Genomic DNA, 24564 nt, shown 5'->3' with positions numbered 1-24564 from the left:
CACCCATGCCCTCCCCCGGAAGGGGAGGGAGAAAAGCCGGGTATCACGCCCCCTCGTACCACCGGTCCTTCGCCAGCATCACCCGGTGATGTCCATGCCCCGAGGGCATCATCGGAAAGCAGTTCTCCTGCGCCGCGACCTGCACGTCCAGAAAGAACGGCCCTTCGCTCGCCATGCACTCGGCCAGCGCGGCTTCGAGCTCGGCCGGGTCCGACACGCGGCGCGCCCCCCACCCGAAGGCCTTGGCGAGCGCCACGAAATCCGGCAGCGCCTCGTTCCAGCTGTGGCTCAGGCGGTTGCCGTGGTTCAGCTCCTGCCACTGCCGCACCATGCCCATGTAGCCGTTGTTGCAGAGCACGAGCTTCACCGCCGTGCGGTGCTGCACCGCGGTCGACAGCTCCTGGATGTTCATAAGCACCGACGCATCGCCGCTCACGCACACGCACAGCGCATCGGGGTGGCCGACCTGCGCGCCGATGGCCGCGGGCAAGCCGTAGCCCATCGTGCCCGCGCCGCCCGATGTGAGCCAATGGCGAGGGCTGTCGAAGCGCAGGTACTGCGCGGCCCACATCTGGTGCTGGCCCACATCGGTGGAGACGATCGCATCGCGCCCGCTGCCGCCGATGGTTCGCTGCAGCGAGGTCATCAACTGCTGCGGCAGGATCGCATCCGCGCGCGGCTCGAACTTGAGGCATTCCGCCGCACGCCAGCGCTCGATGCGCTCCCACCAGGGCGCGAGCCGCTCGGGCGCAAAGCCCTCGGCGGGCAGCAGCGACAGCACCGCATCGAGGATCGCCGCGCAGTCGCCCACCATCGGCACATCGACCTGCACGACCTTGTTGATGCTCGTCGGGTCGATGTCGATATGGATCTTTCGCGCATGCGGGCAGAACTCGTCGAGCTTGCCGGTCACGCGGTCGTCGAAGCGCGCGCCGACGCACACCACCAGGTCGGCCTCGTGCATCGCGAGGTTCGCTTCCAGGTTGCCGTGCATGCCGAGCATGCCGATGAACTTCGGGTCGGACGCTGGGAAGGCACCGAGCCCCATCAGCGTCAGCGTGCAGGGCGCGTGCAGGCGGTTCACCAGCTGCGTGAAGGCCTCGCAGGCCGCGGGCCCGGAGTTGATGAGCCCGCCGCCGCCATAGAGCACCGGGCGCCGCGCGGTCGAAAGCAGGTCGGCCGCGCGCTGCAGCATCGCCTTGGGCGGCAGCGCCGCCCTGCTCGTGCGCAGCGGGCGCAGGGGTGCAGGTGCGCCGCCCAGGCGCATGAGCTGGATGTCCTTCGGCACGTCGAGCAGCACCGGCCCCGGCCGGCCCGTCGATGCGATTTCGAGCGCGCGCCGCACCAGCGCCGGCACGTCGTCGGCCGCACGCACCTGCTGGTTCCACTTGGTCACCGAGCGCGACATGCCCAGTGCATCGCTCTCCTGGAAGGCCTGCGTGCCGATCACCGCCGTGGCCACCTGCCCGCTGATGCACAGCACCGGCACCGAATCGCTCATCGCATCCAAGAGCCCCGTGATCGTGTTGCCCACCCCCGGCCCCGAGGTGACCAGCACCACGCCCACGCGCCCCGTGCTGCGCGCATAACCCTCGGCCGCATGCACCGCGGCCTGCTCGTGACGCACCAGCACATGGCGCAGCCGCGGCTCGCCGTGCAGCGCGTCGTACAGCGGCAGCGCCGCGCCGCCCGGGTAGCCGAAGATCGTGTCGACGCCGCACTCGACCAGCGTATCGAGCAGGGCCTCCGCCCCGTTGCGCACGCGCGCCGCGGCCTCGGGATGAAGGGACAAGGAAGACGTGAGGGGTATGTCGAGCAATCTCATGCCGTCAATTCTTCCGCTGTTGAGGCAGAATTTGCATCTTTCTTTTGGCTCTTTAGATTCAATTTATGAAAACCAATCGGAAAACAGCCACTTCCGAAGAAGGATCTTTCGACAAGATCGACATGGCCATCCTCCGCGTGCTGTTGCTCGACTCGCGCAAGACCTTGCAGGAAATCGGCAACGAGGTCGGCCTCTCCCCCACCAGCTGCTGGACACGCATCAAGAAGCTGGAGACCCAAGGCGTCATCAAGCGCTACACCGTCGACGTCGATCCGGCCAAGCTCGGCTATCACGATTCGGTGATCGTGCAGGTCACGCTGGAGAGCCACACCGACGAGACCCTCTACGACTTCGGCCGCGTGCTCGCGACCATTCCCGAGATCCAGGAGGCCTACCTCGTCTCGGGCGACTACGACTACTACATCCGCATCGCGGTGCGCGACACGCGCGACTACGAGCGGCTCCTGCGCGAGAAGCTCTACAAGATCCCCGGCATCCGTCACAGCAAATCGCACTTCGTGCTGCGGGTGCTCAAGGAGACCAGCGTGCCCGTCATCTGAAGGTGCGACCATCGCCCTCTACTGACCGCTCCCTCTCAAAGGATCTTCGGATGTTCGATTTCCTCAAGAAGAAAAAGCCGCCGGCCCCCGCGCCCGTCACGATGGCGAACAGCGGCCCCTCCGTTCCCCTCCCCCTTGCCAGCCGCGAGGGCCACGTCGGCGCCATCGAGGCGATCACGCTCGACGGCACGATGTATTTCTTCGGCTTCGACTTCGGCAGCGACCTGGTGCTCTCGCCCCTGATCGCCGACATCGACCTTGCCGCGCGCTTTGCGAGCCGGCACATGGCGCAGCGCGACGGCATGCACGACGAGGCCTACTGGCGGGAGCTCGCGGGCTACGCGGTTGAAGGCTCCGAACTGGCCTCCGACGCGGAGAGCCGCACGTTCAGCACCGCGTCGCTGGCCGCAGCCATCGAGCGCCTTGCGCGGGTGCGCCGCGAAGGCACCGTGGAGCCGGGCTTCACCATCGAATACCACCTGCGCTACCTGCTCGGCGCGGCGGGCGGATGGGAAGTGCCTGAAGAAGCCGGCGCCGAAGACGCCGACGAATGGATCGACGTCATCGCCGGCAACGAGCCGCTGGCCGAAGGCACGACGCTCGCCGGAATCGCAGGCCGGCTGCAAGCGCACCTGAACGCGCTGGTCGATACCGCGCCCGGCAACTGGTCGACGCTCTTCGCTGTCTTGAAGGGCTGAGCCGGCTCAAAGCCGGATCAGCTCCACCCGCCGGTTCTTCGCGCGCCCCGCTTCGTTGTCGTTCGGCGCCACCGGCTCGGCCGCGCCGGCGCCGCGCGTGGTGAAGCGGCGCGGGTCCACGCCCGCCTTCACCAGCACGCCGATCACCGCGACCGCGCGGCGCTTGGAGAGATCGTCGTTGTGCTTCGCATCGCCCTGCGCATCGGTGTGCCCCACCACCGAGAGCTTCAGCGGCGGGTTGTTGCGCATGAGCTTGGTCATCTCGTCCAGCGTGGGCTGCGACTCCGGGCGGATCACGTCCTTGTCCAGGTCGAACAGGATGCCGTAGAGGTTGATGCGCCCCGTCTCGGCCAGGCTCTTCTGCATGGCCGAAGCATCGACGAACACGATCTTGTCGCCCTCCATCGCCTTGGCTTCCACCACGCGCACGAAGGCGTGGTTGCCCACGTCGGCGTTGTGCTCGGCCAGCGCGATGCTCGCGTACACGGTGCCGGTGGGCCCCGTTTTCTTCGCGAGCAGGTAGCGGCCGCTCACCGAAAAGTAGTTGCGCACGTAATCGCCGCTCTTGCCCAGGCGCGGCCACTCGGGATCGTCGAAGGCCAGCGCAAAGTCGTAGGGCGTGTTCGTGTCCACGCTGTTGGGCCGCTTCTTGTAGCAGGAGGCATTGGCCGTGCCGCAGGTGAAGAGCACCTCGAAGCCCTTGGCCTTCAGGCTCGACTCGTAGTTGCGCTGCACCTCCAGGGTCGAGCGGCCATCGGGCAGCTTGTAGTGATAGAGCGAGATCTTGCCTTCGAGCTTGAGCAGCTCGGGCTTGCCGTCGCCCCAGTTCTGGAACGGCTCCTTGATGAGCCCGACCTCGTCGTAGGCCATGACCTTGGTGCCGTCGAGCACCGCGCCTTCGTAGCGGCCGACGAGGGGGTGGTCTTTCTCGGGCGGCGCGGCGGCAAAGGCGGCCAGGCCGAGGGTGGCCGTGGCGGCGAAGAAGGCGAGCTTTTTCATCAAGGGCGTCGGGAAGAGCGGCAACGCCTGGGATGCTAGGACGCCCCCCGGCCGTTGTGCATTCGACGGATGGCCTATGCCGTGGACAATTGCGCCAGCGCCATCCGAACCCGAACACGAAATCAAAGCCACGACCATGCCCCGCCTCGACGACCCCCTCCACGACGCCGAAATCGGCTCCCGCGACAGCACGCTCGACACCACCCGGATCGACGACGTGCGCATCGGCGCGGTCCGCCCGCTGATCACCCCCGCGCTGCTGCAGGAACGCGTGCCGGTGCGCGACAACACGCTCGCGCTCGTCGAAGGCAGCCGCGCGGCGATTGCCGACGTGCTGCACGATCGCGACGATCGCCTCGTGGTCGTTGTCGGCCCCTGCTCCATCCACGACCACGACCAGGCCATCGAGTACGCGCAGCGCCTGAAGAAGGTCGCCGATTCGCTGCAGGACGACCTTTTGATCGTGATGCGTGCCTACTTCGAGAAGCCGCGCACCACCGTCGGCTGGAAGGGCTACATCAACGACCCGCACCTGGACGGCAGCTTCGCGATCAACGAAGGGCTGGAGCGCGCGCGGCGCCTGCTGCTCGAACTCACCACGCTGGGCCTGCCGACCGGCACCGAGTTTCTCGACCTCTTGAGCCCGCAGTTCATTGCCGACCTCATCGCCTGGGGCGCCATCGGCGCGCGCACCACCGAGAGCCAGAGCCACCGGCAGCTCGCCTCGGGCCTGAGCTGCCCGGTCGGTTTCAAGAACGGCACGGACGGCAGCGTCAAGGTGGCGGCCGACGCCATCCTCGCGGCCCGCGCGCCGCACGCCTTCATGGGCATGACCAAGATGGGCATGGCCGCGATCTTCGAGACCCGCGGCAACGACGACTGCCACGTGATCCTGCGCGGCGGCAAGGCGCCCAACTACTCGGCGGCGGATGTCGAATCCAGCTGCCAGGCCCTGCTGGCGAACGGCCTGCGGCCGCAGGTGATGATCGACGTCTCGCACGGCAACAGCAGCAAGCAGCACCAGCGGCAGATCGTGGTGGCGCAAGACGTGGCGGCGCAGATCGCGGCCGGCGAGCGGCGCATCACCGGCCTCATGATCGAGAGCCATCTCGAAGAGGGCCGGCAAGACCTCAAGCCCGGCGTGGCGCTCAAGCACGGCGTCTCGATCACCGATGCCTGCATCGGCTTCGCACAGACCGTGCCTGTGCTCGAGGGACTGGCTTCTGCGGTCAAGACGCGGCGGCGACTGACAAAGGCCTAGGGCCTGCGGACGCTTACTCCACCGAGGGCGCCGCTGCATCGGGTCAGCGGGCCGCACACAGGAGAGTTCCGGATGCCAGCCACGAACAAAGCGATTCTGGAGAAGGCCAACGCGGCCATCGTCGAAGGCGACTACGAAGGGTTCCTCGCGTTCTGCACCGAGGACACCGAATGGACCTTCGTCGGCGACCGCACGCTCAGCGGCAAGGACGCCGTTCGCCAATGGATGGCGACCGCGTACATCGAGCCTCCCCGGTTCGAGGTCCATCGCCTCGTCGCCGAGGACGACATCGTCACGGCCCTCGGCGAAATCACGCTCAAGGACGAAGCGGGCAAGGACACGCGTCACGCGTACTGCGACGTCTGGCGCTTTCGCGAGGGCAGGATGGCCGGGCTGCACGCCTTCGTGATCGAGGGGCCCTTGGAGGGCGGGGCGGCCGCGCAAAAGCGCTGACTGCCTCCCTCGCTCATGCCGCCGGCAAGGGGGCGGTGTTGACCGCGAGCTGCGCGGCGAACGCCCGCTGATAGGCCGGCCGTGCCTCGCCGCGAGCGACATAGGCGGCGAGGCTAGGAAACTCGTTCAAGAGGCCCGACGGCCTTGCCCGCAGCAGCACCGACACCATCAGCAGGTCTCCCGCGCTGAAGTCGCCGTCCAGCCAGTCGGCGTCGCCCAGGCGGGCGGCAAGCTGGGTCAACCGGGCGCGTATCCGGCCTTCGACAAGGGGCAGGCGCTCGTCTTTCCAGGGCTTGTCGCCTTCCACGAATTTGACGATGACCAGTTCGAGGATGGGAGGCTCGACCGTATTGAGGGCCGCGAACATCCACGTGATGGCCCGCGCCCTTGCGTCGCCGTCGACCGGCAGCAGGGCCGGGCAACGCTCGGCGATGTGCATCACGATGGCGCCGGTCTCGAATAGCGTGAGCTCGCCCTCTTCGTAGGTAGGGATCTGGCCGAAGGGATGCACCGCCAGGTGCGCGGCCTCCTTCATCGCGCGGAAGGACACGAGGCGCACCTCGTAGGGAAGGCCCGCCTCCTCCAGCGCCCAGCGCACGCGCGTGTCGCGCGCCAGGCCCTTGCCGCCGTCGGGCGAACGTTCGAAGGCGGTGATGGTGATGGTCATCGTGCTGGTCCTTTCCACGTGCGGTGGTGCGGGTAGCGTGGCTCGGGTCGTCGGGCACCTGCGACAGGTTTGCGCCGGGTCCGGTTGTAGTCCGCTGCCGGTCGGCGCACCGGGTGACGCAAAGCGAACGCTTCATCAGCCGACGGATGCTACGCGCCGAGGATTCACGATCGCCGACAGCGCTCAGGGCGCCGGAGCGTAGTCGGTGTATCCGTGGGAGCCTCCTTGATAGAAGGTCTCGACATGACCTGCGGCTAGCGGCAGATCGCGCGCAAAGCGACGGACCAGGTCGGGATTGGCGATGAAGGGTTTCGCGAAAGAGACCAGATCCGCGCCGCCGCTTTCAATCAGCTTCGACGCGGAAGACTTGTCGTAGCCAAGGTTCGCAATCAGCGTGCCCTTGAAGCTTTTACGGACCTTGGCAATCGTGTCGTCCGGGCTGGGCACCCGCGTGGCATCGCTCTCGGCTGCCGAACGAACGACCTGCAAATGCGACAGCGGCATCCGGTCCAGTGCGCTGACCAGATGCTCGTATGTGCGTGTTGTCTCGCTGGTGATCCGGAAGCCGCCCTGATCGACGCCTGGGCTGATCTTGACGCCGACTCGCCCCGGCCCCCACACGTCGATGAGGGCTTCAACAATCTCCAGCACGATGCGGCAGCGGTGGTCGACGGAGCCACCGTAGCCGTCCGAGCGGAGGTTGAGTTCGCTGTTGAGAAACTGGGGCAGCAAGTAGGTCGTTGCACAGTGCAGCTCGACGCCATCGAATCCGGCGAGCCTGGCGTAGCGAGCCGCCGAGCCGTAGTCGGCGATGGTTTGCCGGATCTCTTCCAGAGTCATCTCGCGAGGTGTCACCGTATCCTTGAAGCCGGTTGGGGTGAAAGCACGAAGGCCGGGGTTGACCGCCGAGGGCGCCAGCGGCAGCGCTCCGTCGAAGAAATCGGGGTGCGAGACGGCCCCCGAATGCGCCAGCTGGGCAAAGATCACCCCGCCCTCGTGATGCACCGCTTCGGTTACCGCGCGCCAACCGTCAGCCTGTTCGGAAGTGAACAGTCCAGGCACGTTGATGAAGCCGACCGCCTCCTTGCTGACCCAGGTGCCCTCGGTGAAGACCAGGCCGGCGCTCGCGCGTTGGCGGTAGTAGCTGACCTGCAGTTCGTTGGGGACATGGCCCGGACCCGTGGTCCTGCCTCGGGTCATCGACGCCATCGCGATCCGGTTGCGCAGTTCGATCGAACCAAGGCGGAAGGGGGCAAAGAGATTCATGAATGCTTTCTTTCTCGACCCCAGCGGGAGCGCGGCGTCGTGTGACGCAAATCTATGCCCATACGAAAATTCGCGGTAGTCTTGAAAAACAAATAGCTGACTTCCAGAAAACGTATGAATGACCGCTTCACGTCGATGCGAATCTTCGTGCGCGTCGCCCGCACCGGCAGCCTCTCGGCCGCGGCGCGAGAGCTGGGAATGACCCAGCCGACGATGTCTCGCACGATGACGGCGCTCGAGCAGCAGATTGGCGTGGCGCTGTTGACGCGCAGCACCAGGCATGTGACCTTGACCGAAGCGGGAACGGAGTATCTGGCTCGATCCGAAATGATCCTGGCGGCGCTCGAGGAGGCGGACCAGGCCGTTCGCGGCACGGAAGAACTGCGCGGCACGTTGCGCATCGCAACGTCCCCGGTGTTTGCCAGCCGCACCTTGATGCCTCGGCTGGGAGGCTTCTCCGATCGACACCCGAAGCTTCGGATCGAGTTCGTACTCGACGACGCGCGAAGCGACCTCATCGGCGATTCGGTCGATGTCGCGGTGCGCATCGGTTTTGCCGGCGACGCCAATGTTCTCGTGCGAAGCATCGCAACCGTACGCCGTGTCCTGGTGGCCTCGCCCGCCTACCTGTCGAAGGCGGGGGTGCCGACAGCCCCGGCCGATCTTCACAAGCACGCACTTGTTGCCGGCCCTCCCGGCCGGGGTTCTCAGGCGTGGACATTTCGCAGGAATGCAGACGAGGTGTCGCTTCGGGTGCAGCCGCGCTTCCTGATCGATTCAACGGATGCAGCAACAGCGGCGACGGTCGCCGGCCTGGGGATCTGCTCGACAGGCCACACCAGCGTCGACAGCGAACTGCAATCGGGCGCGCTTGCTCAACTGCTGCCCGATTGGGACATGGGAACCGCAGACGTCAGCGTCATTCTTCCTGCAGGGCGTGCAGCGAAGGCATCCGCTCGGGCGTTTGCCGATTTCATTGCCAAGCAATTGAAGGAGCCGTAGCGGCCGAGCCGGCCACGCATCGCGCCATCGACCAAGGTGGCCGATACCGACGGCTGCTCAGCGGCTCAGGCTGGCCGCCTCACCAGCTGCCACCAAATCTGCGGAGGCCGGACACTCGCACACACCGGCCCTCCATCCTTCATGGTTCCGTGAATGCGCGCCTCGATCGCGGCATCCGGATTGCCCGCAGCGCTTTCGACAAGCGCGACCGGAATATCCGCCAGCTTGATCTTCGCCCTTCGTTCCCACGGCGTTCCCATCTGGCCTGCGTAGAAGCCGGAGTTCACGTACACGAACCGGTCTGCGGGCGCGCCTTGCGCAAAAGGGCCCCGGAAGTTGGGAGAGCCGTCTGCGAGCGAAGGTCCGAGCGCCAGTGTGATTGCGAACGACACGAGGTCTGCCGTCACGACGAAGGGTTTCACCAGTTCATCGCGGCCGCGTTGCACGGCGAAGGCCACGCCGGGCGGCGGCGACTGCAGGGTGAGGATGATCTGAAGCTGTCTCGCTGGGTCGGTTTGCATGGGCGGCAGTTTAGGGGCAGCCTCTCCATTCGGCTCGATTTGATCGAGCTGGCGCAGCGACAACGCAGCTCAAGCCGCGCCCCGGAACATCGGGAACCCGCCGTTGATTTCCTCCAGCATCCGGGCCGCCGCATGCGGCAGCACCCTGCCCTTGCGCACCACCAACCTCAGTTGCGCGTCACGGCACAGCGGGTGGTCGATGTCGCACTCGACCAGGCCGCCGTCGCGCTCCCCTCCGGGTGACGCAAGCCCGGTGCCGACGAAGCTCACTGCATCGGTCGACCTGACGAACTGCCTGCACGCCGCGATCGAGTTGCTGCGCAGCACGGGCTCGAGCCTCATGTGCTCGGCGTACTCGAGCGACTCCACCAACCGTCCAAGGCCGTAGGTCGGCGGCATCAGCGCCAGCGGAAACTGCACGATGTCGCGCAGGCCGAGTGGCTGCGCAAGCAGCGCCAGGGGATGTTGCGAGCGCACGAGCAGCTTGGCGGGCGCGAGCGCGCTGGCGACGAACTGCAGGTCTGGCTCGGCCGGCGGGTTGTAGGCAATGGCGATGTGCGCCTTGTCCTGGAGGATGGCGTCCAGCAGCTCGCTCATCGGCAGCGCATTCAGCTCGAAGGAAATGCCGGGATGCTTCCTGGAGAAAGGCGCGAGCACCTGGGTCGTGAGGCTGTCGATCACGCCCTCGCCCACGGCCAGCGAAACGCTTCCAGACTCCAGCGACTTCTCCTGGTCGAGCTTCTCGACCAGGCGTTCGTGGTGGGCGCGGCACGCCTTCCAGTAGTCCAGCAGATGAATCGCACCCGCGGTCGGCAGCATGCCGCGCGCATGCCGCTCGAACAGCGGAAACCCCAGCTCCTCTTCCAGCAGCGCGATCTGCCGCGTGATGACCGACGGCACCGTGTTCAGCGCGTCCGCGGCGCCTCGGATGGTGCCGTGCGCAAGCACTTCATGAAAGTACCTGAGACGGCTGTGATTCACCTCTTTCATGGCGATCCCCGTTGCCCGCAACCGAACGGTGCGGTCGAAAAGTTGCTGTTGGCCGGGGCGATGCTACGCCCAACAATCCGTGCGGTCGTCATCGTTCCCTGATCCTTCCGTTCACTCGCAAAGGCTTCGCATGCTCATCTTCGGCCGCCGCTCGGCATCTTTGTTCCTCGCCTCGGTGCTCGCACCTTTCAGCCTGCTGGCATCGCTCCATGCGAGTGCGCAGGAATCGGAGACCTTTCCCTCCAGGCCCATCACCCTGCTGGTGTGCTTCCCGGCGGGCGGGCCGGCCGACGTGCTTGCGCGCGCACTGCAGCCGACGATGGCGAAGGCGCTCAAGCAGCCGCTCATCATCGAGAACCTGCCGGGTGCGGGCGGCGCCCTGGCCATGCAGCGCCTGATCCAGAAACCCGCGGACGGCTACACGCTGATCATCGGTTCGCCGAACGAAGCCATCCTCGCGCCGCTGGCGATTGCGGCCGCGCATTTCAAGGCCGAGGACCTGGTCATGCTGGCGCCCATCTCCAACATCCCGCTGGTGGTGATGGCGCGAAAGGACCTGCCCTTCAACTCGCTCGACGACATCGTCGCTGCGGCCAGGAAGCCCGGCGCCCAGGAGCTGAGCTTCGGCAATCCGGGCCACGGTTCGATGTATCACATCCTGTCCGAGTACTTCGCGCAGACCACGGGCGCAAAGGTCATGCAGGTGCCCTACAAGGGCGCCACGCCGCTGATGCAAGACCTGGCGGGCCAGCAGATCGACCTCACCATCGCGCCGAACGTGGGTGTCTCGGCGCAGCTCATCGAGACCGGCAAGGTCAAGGCCATCAACGTGCTGGACGCGCAGCGCATCGCGGGCCTTCCCGGCGTGCAGGCGATCTCGGAGAGCTCCATTGCACAGAAGAAGGAGCTCATGGGCTCCATCTGGGCCAGCGTGATGGTGCGCGCGGGCGTGCCGGCCGAGCGCATGAAGACCTTGCTCGACGCCGTGCAGCTGGCCATTGCATCGCCCGAGCTTGCCAAGGTGCTGGCATCGTCCGGCACGGTGCCGACGCCGCCGCAGTCGCTGGCCGCATCGGCCAGGTTCTACAACGACGAGACGGTCAAGTTCAAGAAGATGGCGGCCTCCATCAAGCTCACGCCGCAGTGAGCCGCTAGCCACGCACACGAGCCGGGCAAGCGGCCTTTCGCTGCGGCGCATGCTCACCCTGCCGCGCGTTCGAGGCGATCGCACCGGTCGCGCGGGCCGAACAAGCGCCCGGCCGCGTCCACGCACACGAAAACCACCGGCACCACCAGCAGGCTGAGCGCGGTGGAAGTCACGAGCCCCCCGATCACCGCAAGCGCCATCGGCTGGCGAAAGCTGGCGTCGGCACCCAGGCCGAGCGCGATCGGCAGCATGCCCGCCGCCATCGCGATGCTCGTCATCAGGATCGGGCGCGCCCGCTGGCGGCAGGCGTCCACGAGCGCCTCGTGCAGCGCGAGGCCGCGCTCTCGCCGCGCCACGATGGCGTATTCGACGAGCAGGATCGAGTTCTTGGTCACGATGCCCATGAGCATCACGAGGCCGATGAGCGCCGGGATATCGATCTCGCTGCCGCCCAGCAAGAGGCCGACGAAGGCACCGCCGAGCGACAGTGGAATGGCCGACAGGATCGTCACCGGCTGCACGAAGTCCTTGAACAGCAGCACCAGCACGCAGTAGACGCACAGCACGCCGACCACGATCGCCATGCCGAAGCCCCGGCGCAGTTCGCCCATGATCTCGGCGTCCCCCGTGCGGATGACGCTCACGCTGGCCGGCAGCGCACGCGCGGACGGCAACGCATGGGCCGCCGCAAGCGCGTCGCCCAGCGGCATGCCGCCGAGCTCCGCGCCCAGGGTCACGTAGCGGCGCCGGTCGAAGCGTTCGATCCGGGCCGGGCCGCTTTCCACGTCGAGCCGCGCCACGCTCGCGAGCGGCACGAGCCCATCGCGCCCGCGCACCCGCAGGTTGGCCAGCGCCGCCATGTCCTGCTGCACGCCTTCGGGCAGGCGCACACGGATGAAGACCTGCCGGTTGTCCAGGTTCAGCCGGGCCAGCTGCGCGTCGCTGTCGCCGGCGGTGGCGATGCGCACCGTCTCGCCGATGGCCGCGGTGCTGACGCCCTGCTCTGCAGCGCGCGCCCCGTCGGGCCGCACGATGATCTCGGGCCGCTCCAGGCTCGCGGTCGAGCTCACGTTGAAAAGCCCCGGCACGCCGCGCAGCTCGCGCTCGAGCAGCCGCGCGCTGTTGGCGAGCGCCGGCACGTCGTCGCCCGCAAGCACGAGCGACAGGCGCTCGCCCACCGCGCCGCTGCCGACCGTGAAGCGCGCACCCGGCACCGACGCGAGCGCCAGGCGCAATGCGTGCTCCACCTCGACCTGGCTGCCGCGCCGGTCGCGTGGACTCAGCATGAGGATGAGCGACCCCTTGCGCGCATCGCCCGAGGCGGCGCCGGAGCCGCTGCCGTCGCCCGCGCCGGCCACAGCCAGCACGCGCTGCACGCCGGCCACGGACGCGATGCGCAGGCGCGCGGCCTCCGCCACCGCCAAGGTGTCGCCGAGCGCGCTGCCCGGCGGCAGCTCGACACCCACGGTCGTGTATCCGCGGTCGGATGCCGGCATCAATCCGGTCGGCAGCAGCGGCACCAGCGCCAGTGAGGCGGCCAGGAAAACGCCCGCGAGCGCGAGCGTCGTCTTGCGGTGCGCGAGGCACCAGCGAACCGCGCGCAGGTAGATGCGCATCGGGCGACCGTCCGCGGGCCCGGCATGCGCGCCGCCGCCGGCGGGCGGGTGCGGCTTGATGAGCCAGGCGGCCATGACCGGCGTCAGGAGCCGTGCGACCAGCAGCGAGGCCAGCACCGCCACCACCGCGGTCCAGCCGAACTCCCGGAAGAACAGCCCCGCCACGCCGGGCATCAGCGCGGTCGGCAGGAACACCACCACGAGCGCCATCGTGGTCGCCATGACCGCGAGTGCGATCTCGTTCACCGCATCGCCCGCGGCTTCGCGCATCGGCTTTCCCATGCGCGCGTGGCGCTCGATGTTCTCGATCTCGACGATGGCGTCGTCCACCAGGATGCCGACCGTCACCGCGAGCGCCAGCAGGCTCACGGTGTTGAGCGAGAAGCCGAACCACGCCATTGCCGCGAAGGTCGGCAATATCGACAACGGCAGCGCCGAGGCCGCGACGAGCATCGCGCGCCAGTCGCGCAGGAAGAGCCACACCACGAGCACCGCGAGCGCCGCGCCTTCGTACAGCATGTGCAGCGAGCCGGCGAACTGCTCCTTCGTGTAGTCGACGCTGGTCGCCACCTGCGTAGTCGCGAGCCCCGGATATCGGGCCTGCAGCCGCGCGAGCGCCAGCCGTGCACCTTCGGCGATCAGCGTCACATCCTTGCCCTTGGCTGGATAGACGCGAAAGCCCACCACCTGCTGCCCGTCGAGCCGTGCGATCTGCGTGCGCTCGGCGGTGGTGTCGCTCACCTCGGCAAGCTGGTCCAGCCGCAGCGACCGACCGCTGCCGAGCGCGATCGGCAGCGCCGCGAGCTCGCTGGCCATCTGCACGGTGGCGATGGTGCGAACCGACTGCTCCTCCATGCCCAGGCGCGCGCGTCCGCCCGAGCTTTGCTGCTGCACGCTGCGCAGCGCGCGCGAGACCTCGCCCACCGTCGCGCCCTGCGCCGCAAGGCGCGTCGGATCGAGCGCCACGCGCACCTCGCGCGTGAGGCCGCCCAGGCGCTCGAAGCGGCCGACGCCGGGCACGCCGAGCAGGGCCCTGGCCAGCGTGTCGTCCACGAACCACGAGAGCGCCTCTTCGTTCGCGCCCTGCAGCGACACGGCGTACGTGAGGATCGCATCGCCGCCCGAGCGCAGCGCCTGGAGCGTCGGCTGCAGCAGGTCGGCCGGCAGGTCCGAGCGCGTGCGGTCGACCGCATCCTTGGTCTCGATCAGGGCGTCCGACAGCTTCTTGCCCAGCTCGAACTCCACGCGGATGGCGACCGTGCCGTCGCCGATGGCGGTGCGAATGTGCTTGAGGCCGTCCAGCGAGGCGAGCGAGTCCTCGACCTTGCGGGCGACCTCGGTCTCCAGTTGCGCGGGCGCGGCGCCGGGCTGCGACAGGCTGATGTTCACCGAGGGCCGCTCGATGTCCGGCAGGTCCTGCACCGGCAGGCTGCGAAAGCCCCATGCACCGGCGAGCGCCAGCAGCAGGAACAGCAGGACGCAAGGAATGGGGTTGCGGATCGACCAGGTGGCAAGGTTCACGGCGTGTGGCTCCCGCGCGCGTCGGCAAGGCGCACCGTATCGCCGTCGTTCAGGAAGCCCGCTCCCCGCGCCACCACGCGCTCGCCTGCCGCCAGCCCCTGCACGATCTCGGCTTCGTCGTCGCGGCGGCGGCCTGCCACCACCGTCTGCAGCACGACGCGCTGCATCCGGTCGGTGCCGGTCAGCTTCAGCACATGGGTTCGCCCATCGCGCAGCAACAGGCTGGCTGCCGGCACCACCAGCGCCGGGCGCTGCGCCAGCTGGATGCGGCCGCCGGCGTACATGCCGGCGCGTGCCGGGCTGCCGGCGGCGAGGTCGGCGTAGACCAGGCCCAGGCGCGTCTGCCCGTCCAGCGTGGGCGCGAGCTGGCGAATCCGTGCCTCGGCGCTCCGGCCATCCGGCAGCGCGAGCAAGACCTGCTGCCCGCGCTCGGCCTGCGAGAACTGCGTGGCGGTGAGCTCGCCCCGCCATTCGAGCCGGCCCTGGCGGATCAGCCGGAACAGCTCCTGCCCCACGGTGCCGACCGTGCCCAATGTCGCGTTGCGCGCACTGATCACGCCGTCGTCGGGCGCAAGCACTTCGGCATGGCGCAGCTGGAGCCGCCGCGAGGCCAGTTGCGCACGGGCCGCAACCACCTGGGCCCGCGCGCTGTCGGCCTGTGTCACGTGCTGCAGCACCTCCTGCTCGCTGATGCCGCCGCTGCCCTGGAGCTTCAGTGCGCGGTCGCGGTTGGTCGTCGCCTGCGCGGCCTGCGCCACCGCCTGGTCGAGCGCAGCCTGCAGCTGGTCGCAATCGGCGCGCAGCGTGTCGGCGTCGAAGCGCGCGAGCAGTTGGCCGCGCCGCACCGTGTCGCCCACGTTGGCCCGCAGTTCGAGCAGCCGCTGGCCCGCGACCTGCGTGCCGACCACCGTTTCCTGCCACGGCGCGATGGAGCCCGTCGCATCGAGCGTTGCGGGCCAGGTCACCTCGCGGGCGGTCGCGCTTTCCACCGTCAGCGCGGCAATGGCCGCTGCGGCCGGAGGGGCGGCCTTCTTGCGCGGGCCGCCGAGGCCCAGCACCGCGGCCGAGGCGAGCAATGCGAGCGCGGTACCCGCCACAGCGAACATCAAGAGCCTGCGGGAGGGGCGAGGCGGCGGCAGGTCACTGCGGATTGCTGGGGAGAGCGTTTGCATGGAGAACATCCGGCTGGGAAACAAGGTTGAAACTGGCGGGTTCGGCCGAATTGCCCGAAGCCCTGATGAGCGCGACCCACGCCTGCGCGCGGTCGCGCCGCGCTGCAATCGCGCTGTCCTCGGCGCCCGCGAACTGGCGGCGCGCGTCTTCGAGTTCGAACAGGCTGGTCGCGCCGGCGAGCCATCGCGCCTCGGTCGCCGACAAGGTCGTGCGTGCGGCCGCGACGGCCTCGCGCGTGGTGTCCATGCGTCGGGCTGCCGAAGCGGCATCGGTCAGCGCGACTTCGATCTCCTGCGCGGCGTGCCGCACGGCCTGCACGAGCAAGGCCGCGCTTGCGCGGTAGCGCGCCTCGGCCGCGTCCACGCCCGCCGCACCCGCGCCGCCGTCGAAGAGCGGCGCAGCCAGGTTCGCGGCAAACGACCAGGTGGTGGCGTGCAGCGTCGAGCCGGCTGCGCGCATCCAGTTGCCGGTCAGCAGCGCACCGAGGTCGATGCGAGGCAGCCGCGCCGCGCGGGCCACGCCGATGTCGGCCCAGGCCGCGGCGGCCTCCCGGTCGGCCGCCATGACCTTCGGATGCGCAGCGAGCACGGCGGCGGGCTCGGCGAGCGTGAGAAGCGGCGGCTCCGGCATGAACGAGACCGCAGCGGCGCCGGGTGCTCCGAGCACGCGCTCGCGCACGTCCGCACCCTGCAACCCGGTGAGCGCGACAAGCGCATGCACCTGGCGCTCGCACCTGGCCTGCCGCAAGGCCAGCTCGGTGCGCGCGTTCGCAAGGCCGCTCGCCGCGCGCGCTTCGTCCACCGCGGCGACGAAACCGGCGGCCAACCGGTCGCGCGTCATCGCCAGGGTCCGGGCGCGCGAGGCGATGTCCGCCGTCTGCACCTGCAGCGAGTGCGCGCAGCCGCGCAATGCCAACACCCCGTCGGCGACTTCGGCGGCCAGCGCGAGCCGGACACCGCGCGCATCTGCCGTGCGAGCGGCCAGCCGCTCGCGCGCCGTCGTGACGGTCTCGCGCACGCGCCCGAAGAGGTCCAGCTCCCAGCTCAAAGTAAGGCCCGCGCTGGCCGTGCTGCCGGTCGAGGTGCCGCCGTCCGGGCCGCTCTCGAGGCTGCGCCCGCGGCCTGCGGCAGCGGTCAAGCCCAGCGCGGGCAGGCGCTGTGCGGCGCTCGCGCCGACCACGGCGCGCGCTTCGTCCATGTGTGCGACGGCTTGCGCGAGCGTGGGGCTGTCGGCCAGCGCGGACGGCACCATCGCATCGATGGCGGGGTCGGCCAGGGCCTTCCACCACGCATCGCCGATCTCGGCCGGCGGCGACGACGCTGGCACGGAAGACGTGGACCAGGTCGAAGGCGTCCGGAAGTCGGGCGTCATGTAGCCAGGCTGCGTCGTGCACCCAGCCACAACGAAACAAGCGACCAGGATGGGAAGGAAAGAAGGCACGCAGGCTCCGGTTGAACAACTGCCCGGATCGTCAGCCCCCCTGTCTTTCTGCATGCTTACCGGCCCATGGCGATGGCGAATCGCGGGCCCATCGCGCCCAGTAAGAAGGCAGTAAGACGGCCGCCCCGAGGATGCGGGCTTCCCTCACAACCCCGATTGGCCCAGCCATGCCGCGTGCTTCCTCGATCCGCTCCTTCGCCGGTTTTTCTTTCCGTCTTGCCGCCCTGTCGTCGGCCCTGCTCGCCATGCCCTCGGCATGGGCGCAGGACACCAGCCTCGACCAATCGCTCACCTTGGCCGACTCGCCGGCCGACGTCTCGCGCTGGGGCCTGGGCATCGCGGCCGGCGTCAAGCAGCAGCCGTACACCGGTGCGGGCAACAAGACGCAGGGCCTTCCGCTCATCTATTTCGAGAACCGCTACGCGCGCGTGTTCGGCACCGGGGCTGAACTCAAACTCCCCAAATGGGACCTGGGCACGCGCTCGTCGCTGACCTTCGGCCTGCGCGCCAAGTACGGCCTGGGCGGCTACAAGCCCAGCGACGCCCCGATCCTGGAGGGCATGGCGGAGCGCAAGGGCAGCCTCTGGCTCGGCGCCGGCGTCACCTGGCGCAACGAGATCGCCGACATCTCCGCCGAGTGGCTCGGCGACGCCTCGGGCAAGAGCAAGGGCCAGCACCTGCGCCTGGGCGTGCAGCGCGATTTCCGCACCGGAAACTTCACCTTCACGCCGCGCCTGGAAGCCACCTGGCTCGACAAGAAGTACGTCAACTATTACTACGGCGTGCTTGCCGAAGAGGCCCGCGCCGGACGGCCGGCCTACCTCGGAGCATCGACCCTCAACACCGAAGTCGGCCTGCGCGTCGGCTACGCCATCGACGCGCGCCAGTCGGTGTTCGTCGATGTCAGCGCCACGCAGCTGGGCAAGGAAATCAAGCACAGCCCGCTCGTCAACCGCTCCAGCCTGACGTCGTTTTCCGCCGGTTATCTCTACCGTTTTTGATGCATCCTCGGCCGTATGAACCGCATCGCGCTGATCGAGGACCACGACCGCATGGCCGCCCTGGTGTGCAAGGCCCTTGCCGGTGCGGGCATCGAGGCCGATGTGTTCGGGCGCATCGATCTGGCCTGGCATGCCCTGACCGAGACGCCCTACGCGGCCCTCGTGGTCGACCGCGGCCTGCCGGACGGCGACGGCCTCGCCCTGGTGCGCCGCCTGCGTGAAGCCGGCATGCGCCTGCCCTGCCTCATGCTCACCGCGCGCGACGCACTGCACGACCGCGTCGAGGGCCTCGAGTCGGGCGCCGACGACTACCTGGCCAAGCCGTTTCCGATGGAAGAGCTGGTCGCGCGCGTGCGCGCGCTGCTGCGCCGCCCGGCCCAGCTCCAGAGCCTCTCGCCCGCGTATGCCGACATCCGCGTGCACCCCGAGAGCGGCACCCTCACGTGCGAGAACGACGCGATCACGCTCGCACCGGCCGAACTCCAGATCATGCTGTGCCTGGTGCGCAGCGGCGGCCAGACCGTGCGCCGCGCGGCGCTCGAAGCGGCCGCGTGGGGGCTGTCGGAGGCCGTGACGCCCAATGCGCTCGACGTGGCGCTGCACCGCCTTCGCAGGAAGCTGCAGGCGGTCGGCTCGGCGCTGCAGATCGCCAACGTGAGAGGACACGGCTATGCGCTTCGCGAAGCTCCGCTGGCCGCGTAGCCTGGGCACGCGGCTGCTGGCCACCTACGTTGCCGGCATCCTGGTGTGCATCGTTCTCATCGTGGCCGCAAGCGCCGCGACGGTGCTGCTGCAGGGCAATACGCTGAACGAGGGCATCAGCACGCACGCCCGCCTCCTCGGGCGCGAGCTTCGGTTCGATGCGACGGGCCGCCCCAGCGGCTTCAACGACGCGAAGCTGCCGACCTGGCTCTACACGGGCATGGGCCAGGAAATCTCGGTCCGCGTGCTCGATGCGGCCGGCGCCGTGGTGCTGCCGGCGGGGCAAGGCGCCCACGCGCTGTTGGCCGAGGGCGGCTCGGCTCTCGGTGAGCTGGACCACGGCTTCGATTCGGTATCGAACGGACTGCCGGTGCGCGTGGTGACGCACGGCGTGGATCACGCGGGGCAGCGGTGGTACGTGCAGGTGGCGGTGAGCCAGCGCCTGCTGGAGCTCATGGACCGCAGCGTCGGGCTGCCGGCGCTCGGGCAGGGCATTTTGCTCGCCTGCCTCGCCTCGGTGCTGGTGTTCGCCGCGGCCATGTACTTCACGCTGGGCCGCATGCTCAGGCCGCTGCGCGCGGCGTCGGAAAGCGCAGCGCGCATCACGCCGCGCACGCTCGATGCGCGCCTGAGCGTGGAGGGCCTGCCGTCCGAGATGCTGCCGCTCATCGAAGCCTTCAACCGCGCGCTGGACCGGCTGGAAAGCGGCTACGGCGCGCAGCAGGACTTTCTGGCGGCGGCGGCGCACGAACTCAAGACACCGCTCTCGCTGATACGCGCGCAGATCGAACTGGGCGTCGGCGGCGATGCCACGCTGGACCGCGAGAACCTGATCGGCGACGTCGACCAGATGGCCCGGCACGTCAATCAACTCCTGCACCTGGCCGAGGCCACGGAGTTGTGCAACTACGAAATCGGCCTCGTCGGAGCGGCTGCGCTGGTGGACGAGGTCGGCGATTACCTCGGTCGGCTCGCCGGGCGCCGCGAGGTGCGCCTGGCGCTGCGCGTGACACCGGATTCGCTCGCATGGCAAGCCGACCGCGGCGCGCTCTTCACGCTGCTGAAGAACCTGCTGGAAAACGCGATCCAGCATTCGCCGCCGCATGGCACGGTGTGGCTCACCGCAGACGCACATCGCATTTCGGTTCGCGACGAAGGCGCGGGCATTCCGGCCGCCGACCTGCCGAAGATCTTCGGCCGCTTCTGGCGCGGTGCCGGGCGGCGCGACGAAGGGGCGGGACTGGGCCTGGCGATATGCCAGGAGATCGCGCTGGCGCACGGCTGGCGATTGACCGCACACGCGGCATCGCCGGGGACCGAGTTCGTGATTGCGCTGGGGCCGCAGCCGCCGGGCGCGGAGCTGGCCGAGGTGCCTCGCTAAACGGGGCGGTCAGCGGGGAATGCGTTGCGTTAGGGCGCCCGCTCCAATTCGCGGAACGCGAAGAACCGCAACCGACCGGGGGCGCCTGTTCAGCCCTTGGGCTCGGAAGCTCCAGCCGCCTCCGGGTCCATCCAGAAAGCTCCCCACAGGTGGTCGTCGGGGTCGGCGAGATCCCGGGCGTACATGAACCCCAGGTCCTGCACCGGATTGACATCCGCCTTCCCGCCGTTGCCTGTTGCGGCAAGGTTCATCGCGTCCACGGCCTCGCGGCTCTCCAGCGACAGCGACAGCATCACCCCCGCAGTTCCGGGCGCCGGCAGCGGTCGCTCGGTGAAGGTGCGCCATTTGTCGTGCGTCAGCAGCATCGCGTGGATGGCATCGCTCCACACCATGCACGCCGAAGCGTCGTCGCTGAACTTCGGGTTCTGCCGGAAGCCGAGCGCCTCGTAGAAGGCGATCGAGGCCCGGAGGTCAGCAACGGGGAGGCTGACGAAGATCATCTTTGCCATGGACTTCCCCGGAACGTCAGTTCGTCGCGAAGCAGTACATCAGCCCGGCGCTGCCGCTCATCTTGAGCTGGTCGACGCTGCAGCCGCGCGTGCCGTGCGAGGAGTTCCACGAGGCATTGGCGACCGGATCGGGGTTGGTGCCCTTGTGGTCGTGGTGGCCCACGATGGCGGAGCCGCCGTCGCTCCGGGTCCAGTTGCCGCACGTGGTGTCCTTGCCGGCCTCGGGCAAGGCCAGGGTGCCGTCGGGCCGCGAGCCGGTGAGGATGTCGTGGCGGTTGACCGGATCGCCGAAGCCGGAGACGACCTCGCCCTTCTCGGTGAGCGATGTGTCCTTGCCGACCTTGGCGTTGGCGCTGTGCAGGTCGGCCACGCTGGTGGCGACGACCACGCCCTTGGCGTTGGTCCATGGGCCGGCGCCGATCCGGTCGCGCGCGTTGACGGCCGGTTGCCCGCCCGCGGCCGTGGTGCTCAGGTAGGCGCGCCAGTTCTTGTTGCCCGCCCCCGCGCTCGTGGCCAGCGACTGGCAGAAGCGGTCGGCGCCGGCCAGGCCGCCGAGGTCGCCGCCCTTGCCGGGGTTGGTGCTGGTGATGAAGAAGCTCATCGGCTTGCCGCCCGATGAACCCATGGCACCGCAACCGATGATCAGTGCGGCGGCTGCGACGGCAGCGCCAGTGGAAAGAAGCAAGCGACCGGACATCGGGAGACTCCTGGCAGTGATGGAGCCGGGAGGCTACCGCACCGCTGTGCAAGCGACAACCCAGTCTCACCCACCCCTGCCCACCTTGCCCTGACCTGCCCCGGCGGGAGCCGCGCCGCTCACGTCCAGTTCTGCTCCACCCAGCTGCGAACCGCCGCCCACTCGGGCGAGTGCGCGATGTAGCTCTGCGTTGCGCTCACCAGCTCGCCCACGTTCTTGTAGTCGTCCAGGGCGAACGGCTGGCTCAGCGGCACGTTGCCGCGCATGTAGTTGTTGCCGAGCAGTTGCTGTGCCTGAATCGCCGCCAGGTCCGCGGTGGCGTCCATGGTGAGGTTGAGCAGCGCGGTCGCCGGCACCGGGCCGTTGCTGAACGGCCAGAGCCAGTGAGTGACGCCCCAGGCCAGCGGATCTGGCACCGAGCTCGGCGGCACGCCCACCGGGTTCGCGCCGGTGCCCAGCGACAACATCACGATGTCCGACGTGGCGGGCGCGTAGCCCTGGTAGATCGCTTCCACGATCGCCGTCATCGAGGGGTTGTTGGCGAAGGTGCCGCCGTCGGCGAAGTAGCCGAAGTCGCCCACCTGGTACGGCGGAAAGTACGTCGGCGCGGCCGAGGTGGCGAGCGCCGCGTCCACCATGCTGATGCCTCGATAGGTGTTCCTGGGCCCGTTGGAGATGGTGCAAGGCGACCAGCTGCCGTCACCCGAGTCCCACAGCCGCGCGGAATTGACCGCCACGAAGCGGCTCGCCGAAGACATCGCGCCGGTGCCCACCAGCTGCTGGGCGACCGTCTTCAAGCCCGTGTTGACGTACTGGCATCTGAAGATGCCCGGGCCGCTGCCCAGCAGCTCTGCTGCCGACTGCGCCGGCGCCCGGTCTTGCTGCTTGAGCTGCGCGTTCAGCAGCCAGCCGTTGGGCTCGAAGATCTTGTCGCCTTCGTTCTCGTAGAGATTGACGATCGCGTCGATGCCCACGTCGCTTACCAGGCCCAGCGAGATCAGGCCGCCGGTGGAGGTGCCGGCAAAGCCGTTTGCGTTCTTGACGATGCCGAAGCTGCGGTCCAGGTCCTGGATCAGCAGCGCAGTGATCACGCCGCGAATACCGCCGCCGTCGCAGCAGAGAATCTTGAAAGACATGGCAGTGCTCCTTGCTTGAGTGAGTCAATGAGTGAGTGAATGAGCGGATGGATCGACGAGGCGCACTGTGGCGCCTCTTCGTCCGCCGATCCATTTCACGTCATTACAGGCGCGTTGCCGTGGCGTCGCCTGCACCTTCTCCTCCATCAAGCAACGCAGCAGCTACGCGGCGCGCTCCTGCTCGACAAGCGCCCGCGCCCGCTGCCTCATGCCCTCGTAGAGCTGCGATTTCTCCAGGCACTTCGCCTCCGCAGAAGCGCTGCTGCACTTCACCCTTCCGGCAGCGCGCCCCGTGAACTCGAACCATCGCGACGTGGGGTCGTCGATGAAGCGCTGGCCGTTGTAATGCAACGAAACCTCCGGATGGCTCGCGCGGATCACGTCGTCCGAAAGACGGGCGCGCGCATCGTCGGCGGGCAGCGGAATCTGCGAACGCGCCACCGTTTCGAACGGCCCCCAGGCTGTACCCTCGACGCCGCCGAGCGCCTCCTCCAGCAACGCGAACTCGTCCGTCGCGAGATAGCTCCGGTGGATGCGCAGCTTCTTCAGCTGGCGCAGGTGAATCGCAGGGCGCATGGCCGGATACGGCGCGCGGCATTTGGCCTGCCACAGCGCGAACACCTCCAGCTGCGAGAGCCCGCGAAGAAACTCGAAGTCCTCGATCGGCTGCTCCCAATCGGTCGTGCCGTAGATCGCCAGGTACCTGAGGCTTGCCGCGCCCGCCAGGCCGCCGAAGCTCGACACCCGGCGCAGGTTCTCCATGTGCAGCGCCCGAAGATTCGGCAACTCGCCCAGCGGCGACAGGTCGCTGAAGCCGGAGACGTACTCCAGCACGAGCTCCTCCACCCCACGCATCGTGCGGATGAAGTCGAGCGTCTGCGGCCTCGCATGCGTGATGCGCAGGCGCTTGATCGATGGCATCGCGCCGATCGCGGTCAGTTGCTCCGCCGTGGGCTCGTGCAGCGTGAGCTCGACCAGGTTCGGAAACGAGAGCGCGCGGGCCCAGTTCTCGTCTTCCTTTCCGATCGTCGTGATCGTGATGTCTGCGCTGCCCTCGGGCACGTCGTCGATGCGATGGGCGTAGCGCTCCCTGTTGGGAACGATCGTCCAGTAGCTTCCATCGCGATCGAGAAAGTCGCCGAAGTGGTGTCGCACGTTGCTGGCTCCCGGGTTGTGTTTGCGGTCGATTCGATTCGCTGCGCTTGCGGTCGAGCGATGCGGCAATTGCAGCCTGCACTGAGGGCGCTCTGTACAGATGCCGCGCATCGAACCCGAACACTCGCAGAAAAAAACCGGGTGATTCTGCCCGCGCCAGGTGACGCCGAAATCTGCGCGCCCTCACCTCCCACGCATCGGCAATTTGCAGCGACGAAGCGAAACCTTCGCGTTCCGAGAATTACTAGCGCATTCAGTTTCCCCGCCCGCGCTGCCTCTCTCTAAAGTGGATGCCCCTGTCACTCGACGACCCACACAGTGGGCAAGGAAGGCATCACACACAACACGCCTGGATGAACGACCGCTTCGCCTCGCGGCGGGCCATCGGTGCGATGCGCACTCGATGGAAAACGCGGGGCACAAAAGGCGACGGCCGGGGTGTGTCAGCACCCCAGCCGTCTGACCACATGACGTGCAACCCTCTTGGAAAGAGCACAACAAATGGCTGATCGAATTATGGCCGGGCGTCCCACGCCCACATCCCGCGGCAACTCGACCACTCCCCCGGAAGGGCCCAGCGCGGCGGATCTTCTTGAAAACAGGCTCACGCAGTTGAAGTCGCTGCTGTGGTGCTGCTACGGCGATGGCATCGACTGGTTCGATGGCGCGGGGTCGAAGCACCTGGACAACGTGTTCTGGCTGATTGCTGATTTGGTGGATGAGGCGGGGGAACTCCATCAACGGTGCGAGAGCGAACGGGCGGCACGAAGCTGATGCGGCCATGCCCCGGCGGCGGGGCATGAGCAGAGGGAACCGGAGTGGGCGCAGGCAGAGGCATCGCGCC

General features: G+C 68.3%; 23 protein-coding genes. 10 read left to right on the top strand and 13 right to left on the bottom strand.

Annotated features, from left to right (window positions below):
• Positions 1-43: 43 nt before the first annotated feature.
• The gene (gene ilvB / locus RT97_RS02335) at positions 44-1825 is read right to left on the bottom strand and encodes a biosynthetic-type acetolactate synthase large subunit (RefSeq protein WP_042577173.1); all 1782 of its coding nucleotides are present in this window, start codon (positions 1823-1825) and stop codon (positions 44-46) included.
• Between the two features lie 65 nt (positions 1826-1890).
• Here ilvB and RT97_RS02330 point away from each other — a divergent pair, with 65 nt between their 5' ends.
• Together RT97_RS02330 and RT97_RS02325 are read left to right on the top strand one after the other, a co-directional pair.
• Positions 1891-2385 carry an Lrp/AsnC family transcriptional regulator gene (locus tag RT97_RS02330; RefSeq protein ID WP_216595153.1) on the top strand — a complete coding sequence of 165 codons (495 nt, stop codon included), beginning with the start codon at positions 1891-1893 and terminating at the stop codon, positions 2383-2385.
• Positions 2386-2435: 50 nt separating this feature from the next.
• Positions 2436-3083 carry a hypothetical protein gene (locus tag RT97_RS02325; protein WP_052810532.1) on the top strand — a complete coding sequence of 216 codons (648 nt, stop codon included), beginning with the start codon at positions 2436-2438 and terminating at the stop codon, positions 3081-3083.
• A gap of 6 nt (positions 3084-3089) precedes the next feature.
• On the opposite strand, the gene RT97_RS02320 is transcribed toward RT97_RS02325, so the two are convergent.
• Positions 3090-4082, bottom strand: coding sequence for an OmpA family protein (locus RT97_RS02320; RefSeq protein WP_042577231.1), 993 nt, complete (start codon positions 4080-4082; stop codon positions 3090-3092).
• 136 nt (positions 4083-4218) lie between these two features.
• Between RT97_RS02320 and RT97_RS02315 the strand changes: the two genes are divergently transcribed.
• Both RT97_RS02315 and RT97_RS02310 read left to right on the top strand, forming a co-directional pair.
• Entirely contained in the window at positions 4219-5343 is a 1125-nt protein-coding gene (locus RT97_RS02315; RefSeq protein ID WP_042577172.1) for a 3-deoxy-7-phosphoheptulonate synthase, read from the top strand.
• 72 nt (positions 5344-5415) lie between these two features.
• Positions 5416-5796 (top strand): nuclear transport factor 2 family protein, encoded by a 381-nt coding sequence (locus RT97_RS02310; protein ID WP_042577171.1) that lies wholly within the window; start codon positions 5416-5418, stop codon positions 5794-5796.
• Positions 5797-5809: 13 nt separating this feature from the next.
• On the opposite strand, the gene RT97_RS02305 is transcribed toward RT97_RS02310, so the two are convergent.
• On the bottom strand, positions 5810-6463 hold the full coding sequence (locus RT97_RS02305; protein ID WP_042577170.1) for a glutathione S-transferase family protein: 654 nt from the start codon (positions 6461-6463) through the stop codon (positions 5810-5812).
• Positions 6464-6646: 183 nt separating this feature from the next.
• A complete protein-coding gene (locus RT97_RS02300; RefSeq protein ID WP_042577169.1) occupies positions 6647-7729 on the bottom strand; it encodes an alkene reductase in 1083 nt (360 codons plus the stop codon).
• 114 nt (positions 7730-7843) lie between these two features.
• On the opposite strand from RT97_RS02300, the gene RT97_RS02295 reads away from it, so the two are divergent.
• A complete protein-coding gene (locus tag RT97_RS02295) occupies positions 7844-8731 on the top strand; it encodes a LysR family transcriptional regulator (protein ID WP_042577168.1) in 888 nt (295 codons plus the stop codon).
• Between the two features lie 65 nt (positions 8732-8796).
• Here the strand turns inward: RT97_RS02295 and RT97_RS02290 are convergent, their stop codons facing one another.
• On the bottom strand, positions 8797-9252 hold the full coding sequence (locus RT97_RS02290) for a DUF5990 family protein (RefSeq protein ID WP_253278109.1): 456 nt from the start codon (positions 9250-9252) through the stop codon (positions 8797-8799).
• A gap of 69 nt (positions 9253-9321) precedes the next feature.
• The gene (locus RT97_RS02285; protein ID WP_042577167.1) at positions 9322-10242 is read right to left on the bottom strand and encodes a LysR family transcriptional regulator; all 921 of its coding nucleotides are present in this window, start codon (positions 10240-10242) and stop codon (positions 9322-9324) included.
• A gap of 130 nt (positions 10243-10372) precedes the next feature.
• On the opposite strand from RT97_RS02285, the gene RT97_RS02280 reads away from it, so the two are divergent.
• On the top strand, positions 10373-11389 hold the full coding sequence (locus RT97_RS02280; protein WP_042577166.1) for a tripartite tricarboxylate transporter substrate binding protein: 1017 nt from the start codon (positions 10373-10375) through the stop codon (positions 11387-11389).
• A 53-nt stretch (positions 11390-11442) separates the two neighbouring features.
• Here the strand turns inward: RT97_RS02280 and RT97_RS02275 are convergent, their stop codons facing one another.
• Genes RT97_RS02275 through RT97_RS32295 form a run of 3 tightly spaced genes read right to left on the bottom strand, consistent with a single transcriptional unit; the run spans position 11443 to position 17193 of the window.
• Entirely contained in the window at positions 11443-14526 is a 3084-nt protein-coding gene (locus tag RT97_RS02275; protein ID WP_042577165.1) for an efflux RND transporter permease subunit, read from the bottom strand.
• The gene (locus RT97_RS02270) at positions 14523-15698 is read right to left on the bottom strand and encodes an efflux RND transporter periplasmic adaptor subunit (protein ID WP_042577164.1); all 1176 of its coding nucleotides are present in this window, start codon (positions 15696-15698) and stop codon (positions 14523-14525) included. The genes RT97_RS02275 and RT97_RS02270 overlap by 4 nt, the downstream gene beginning before the upstream one ends.
• Positions 15667-17193, bottom strand: a complete 1527-nt coding sequence (locus tag RT97_RS32295; RefSeq protein WP_080898140.1) for an efflux transporter outer membrane subunit — start codon at positions 17191-17193, stop codon at positions 15667-15669. Before RT97_RS32295 ends, RT97_RS02270 begins: the two co-directional genes overlap by 32 nt.
• A gap of 113 nt (positions 17194-17306) precedes the next feature.
• On the opposite strand from RT97_RS32295, the gene RT97_RS02260 reads away from it, so the two are divergent.
• From RT97_RS02260 to RT97_RS02250, 3 genes are read left to right on the top strand one after another with little or no spacing between them, the layout of a single operon-like run.
• On the top strand, positions 17307-18140 hold the full coding sequence (locus tag RT97_RS02260; protein WP_052810530.1) for a MipA/OmpV family protein: 834 nt from the start codon (positions 17307-17309) through the stop codon (positions 18138-18140).
• Between the two features lie 15 nt (positions 18141-18155).
• Entirely contained in the window at positions 18156-18842 is a 687-nt protein-coding gene (locus RT97_RS02255; protein ID WP_042577162.1) for a response regulator transcription factor, read from the top strand.
• Positions 18811-20223 carry a sensor histidine kinase gene (locus RT97_RS02250; protein ID WP_042577161.1) on the top strand — a complete coding sequence of 471 codons (1413 nt, stop codon included), beginning with the start codon at positions 18811-18813 and terminating at the stop codon, positions 20221-20223. Before RT97_RS02255 ends, RT97_RS02250 begins: the two co-directional genes overlap by 32 nt.
• Before the next feature lie 89 nt (positions 20224-20312).
• Here the strand turns inward: RT97_RS02250 and RT97_RS02245 are convergent, their stop codons facing one another.
• From RT97_RS02245 to RT97_RS32975, 4 genes are all read right to left on the bottom strand, one after another.
• Positions 20313-20732 (bottom strand): VOC family protein, encoded by a 420-nt coding sequence (locus RT97_RS02245; RefSeq protein ID WP_042577160.1) that lies wholly within the window; start codon positions 20730-20732, stop codon positions 20313-20315.
• Between the two features lie 16 nt (positions 20733-20748).
• Positions 20749-21429, bottom strand: a complete 681-nt coding sequence (locus RT97_RS02240) for a hypothetical protein (RefSeq protein WP_042577159.1) — start codon at positions 21427-21429, stop codon at positions 20749-20751.
• Positions 21430-21548: 119 nt separating this feature from the next.
• Positions 21549-22565 carry a patatin-like phospholipase family protein gene (locus RT97_RS02235; RefSeq protein ID WP_042577158.1) on the bottom strand — a complete coding sequence of 339 codons (1017 nt, stop codon included), beginning with the start codon at positions 22563-22565 and terminating at the stop codon, positions 21549-21551.
• 162 nt (positions 22566-22727) lie between these two features.
• Positions 22728-23720 carry a hypothetical protein gene (locus tag RT97_RS32975; protein WP_042577157.1) on the bottom strand — a complete coding sequence of 331 codons (993 nt, stop codon included), beginning with the start codon at positions 23718-23720 and terminating at the stop codon, positions 22728-22730.
• A gap of 501 nt (positions 23721-24221) precedes the next feature.
• Here RT97_RS32975 and RT97_RS02225 point away from each other — a divergent pair.
• Positions 24222-24494, top strand: a complete 273-nt coding sequence (locus RT97_RS02225) for a hypothetical protein (protein WP_042577156.1) — start codon at positions 24222-24224, stop codon at positions 24492-24494.
• The last annotated feature ends 70 nt before the right edge of the window (positions 24495-24564 follow it).

The organism is Variovorax paradoxus (assembly GCF_000834655.1).
Lineage (GTDB): Bacteria > Pseudomonadota > Gammaproteobacteria > Burkholderiales > Burkholderiaceae_C > Variovorax > Variovorax paradoxus_F.
The sequence above is the reverse complement of the archived record's forward strand: the minus strand, read 5'-3'. Positions and strand labels throughout refer to the sequence as shown.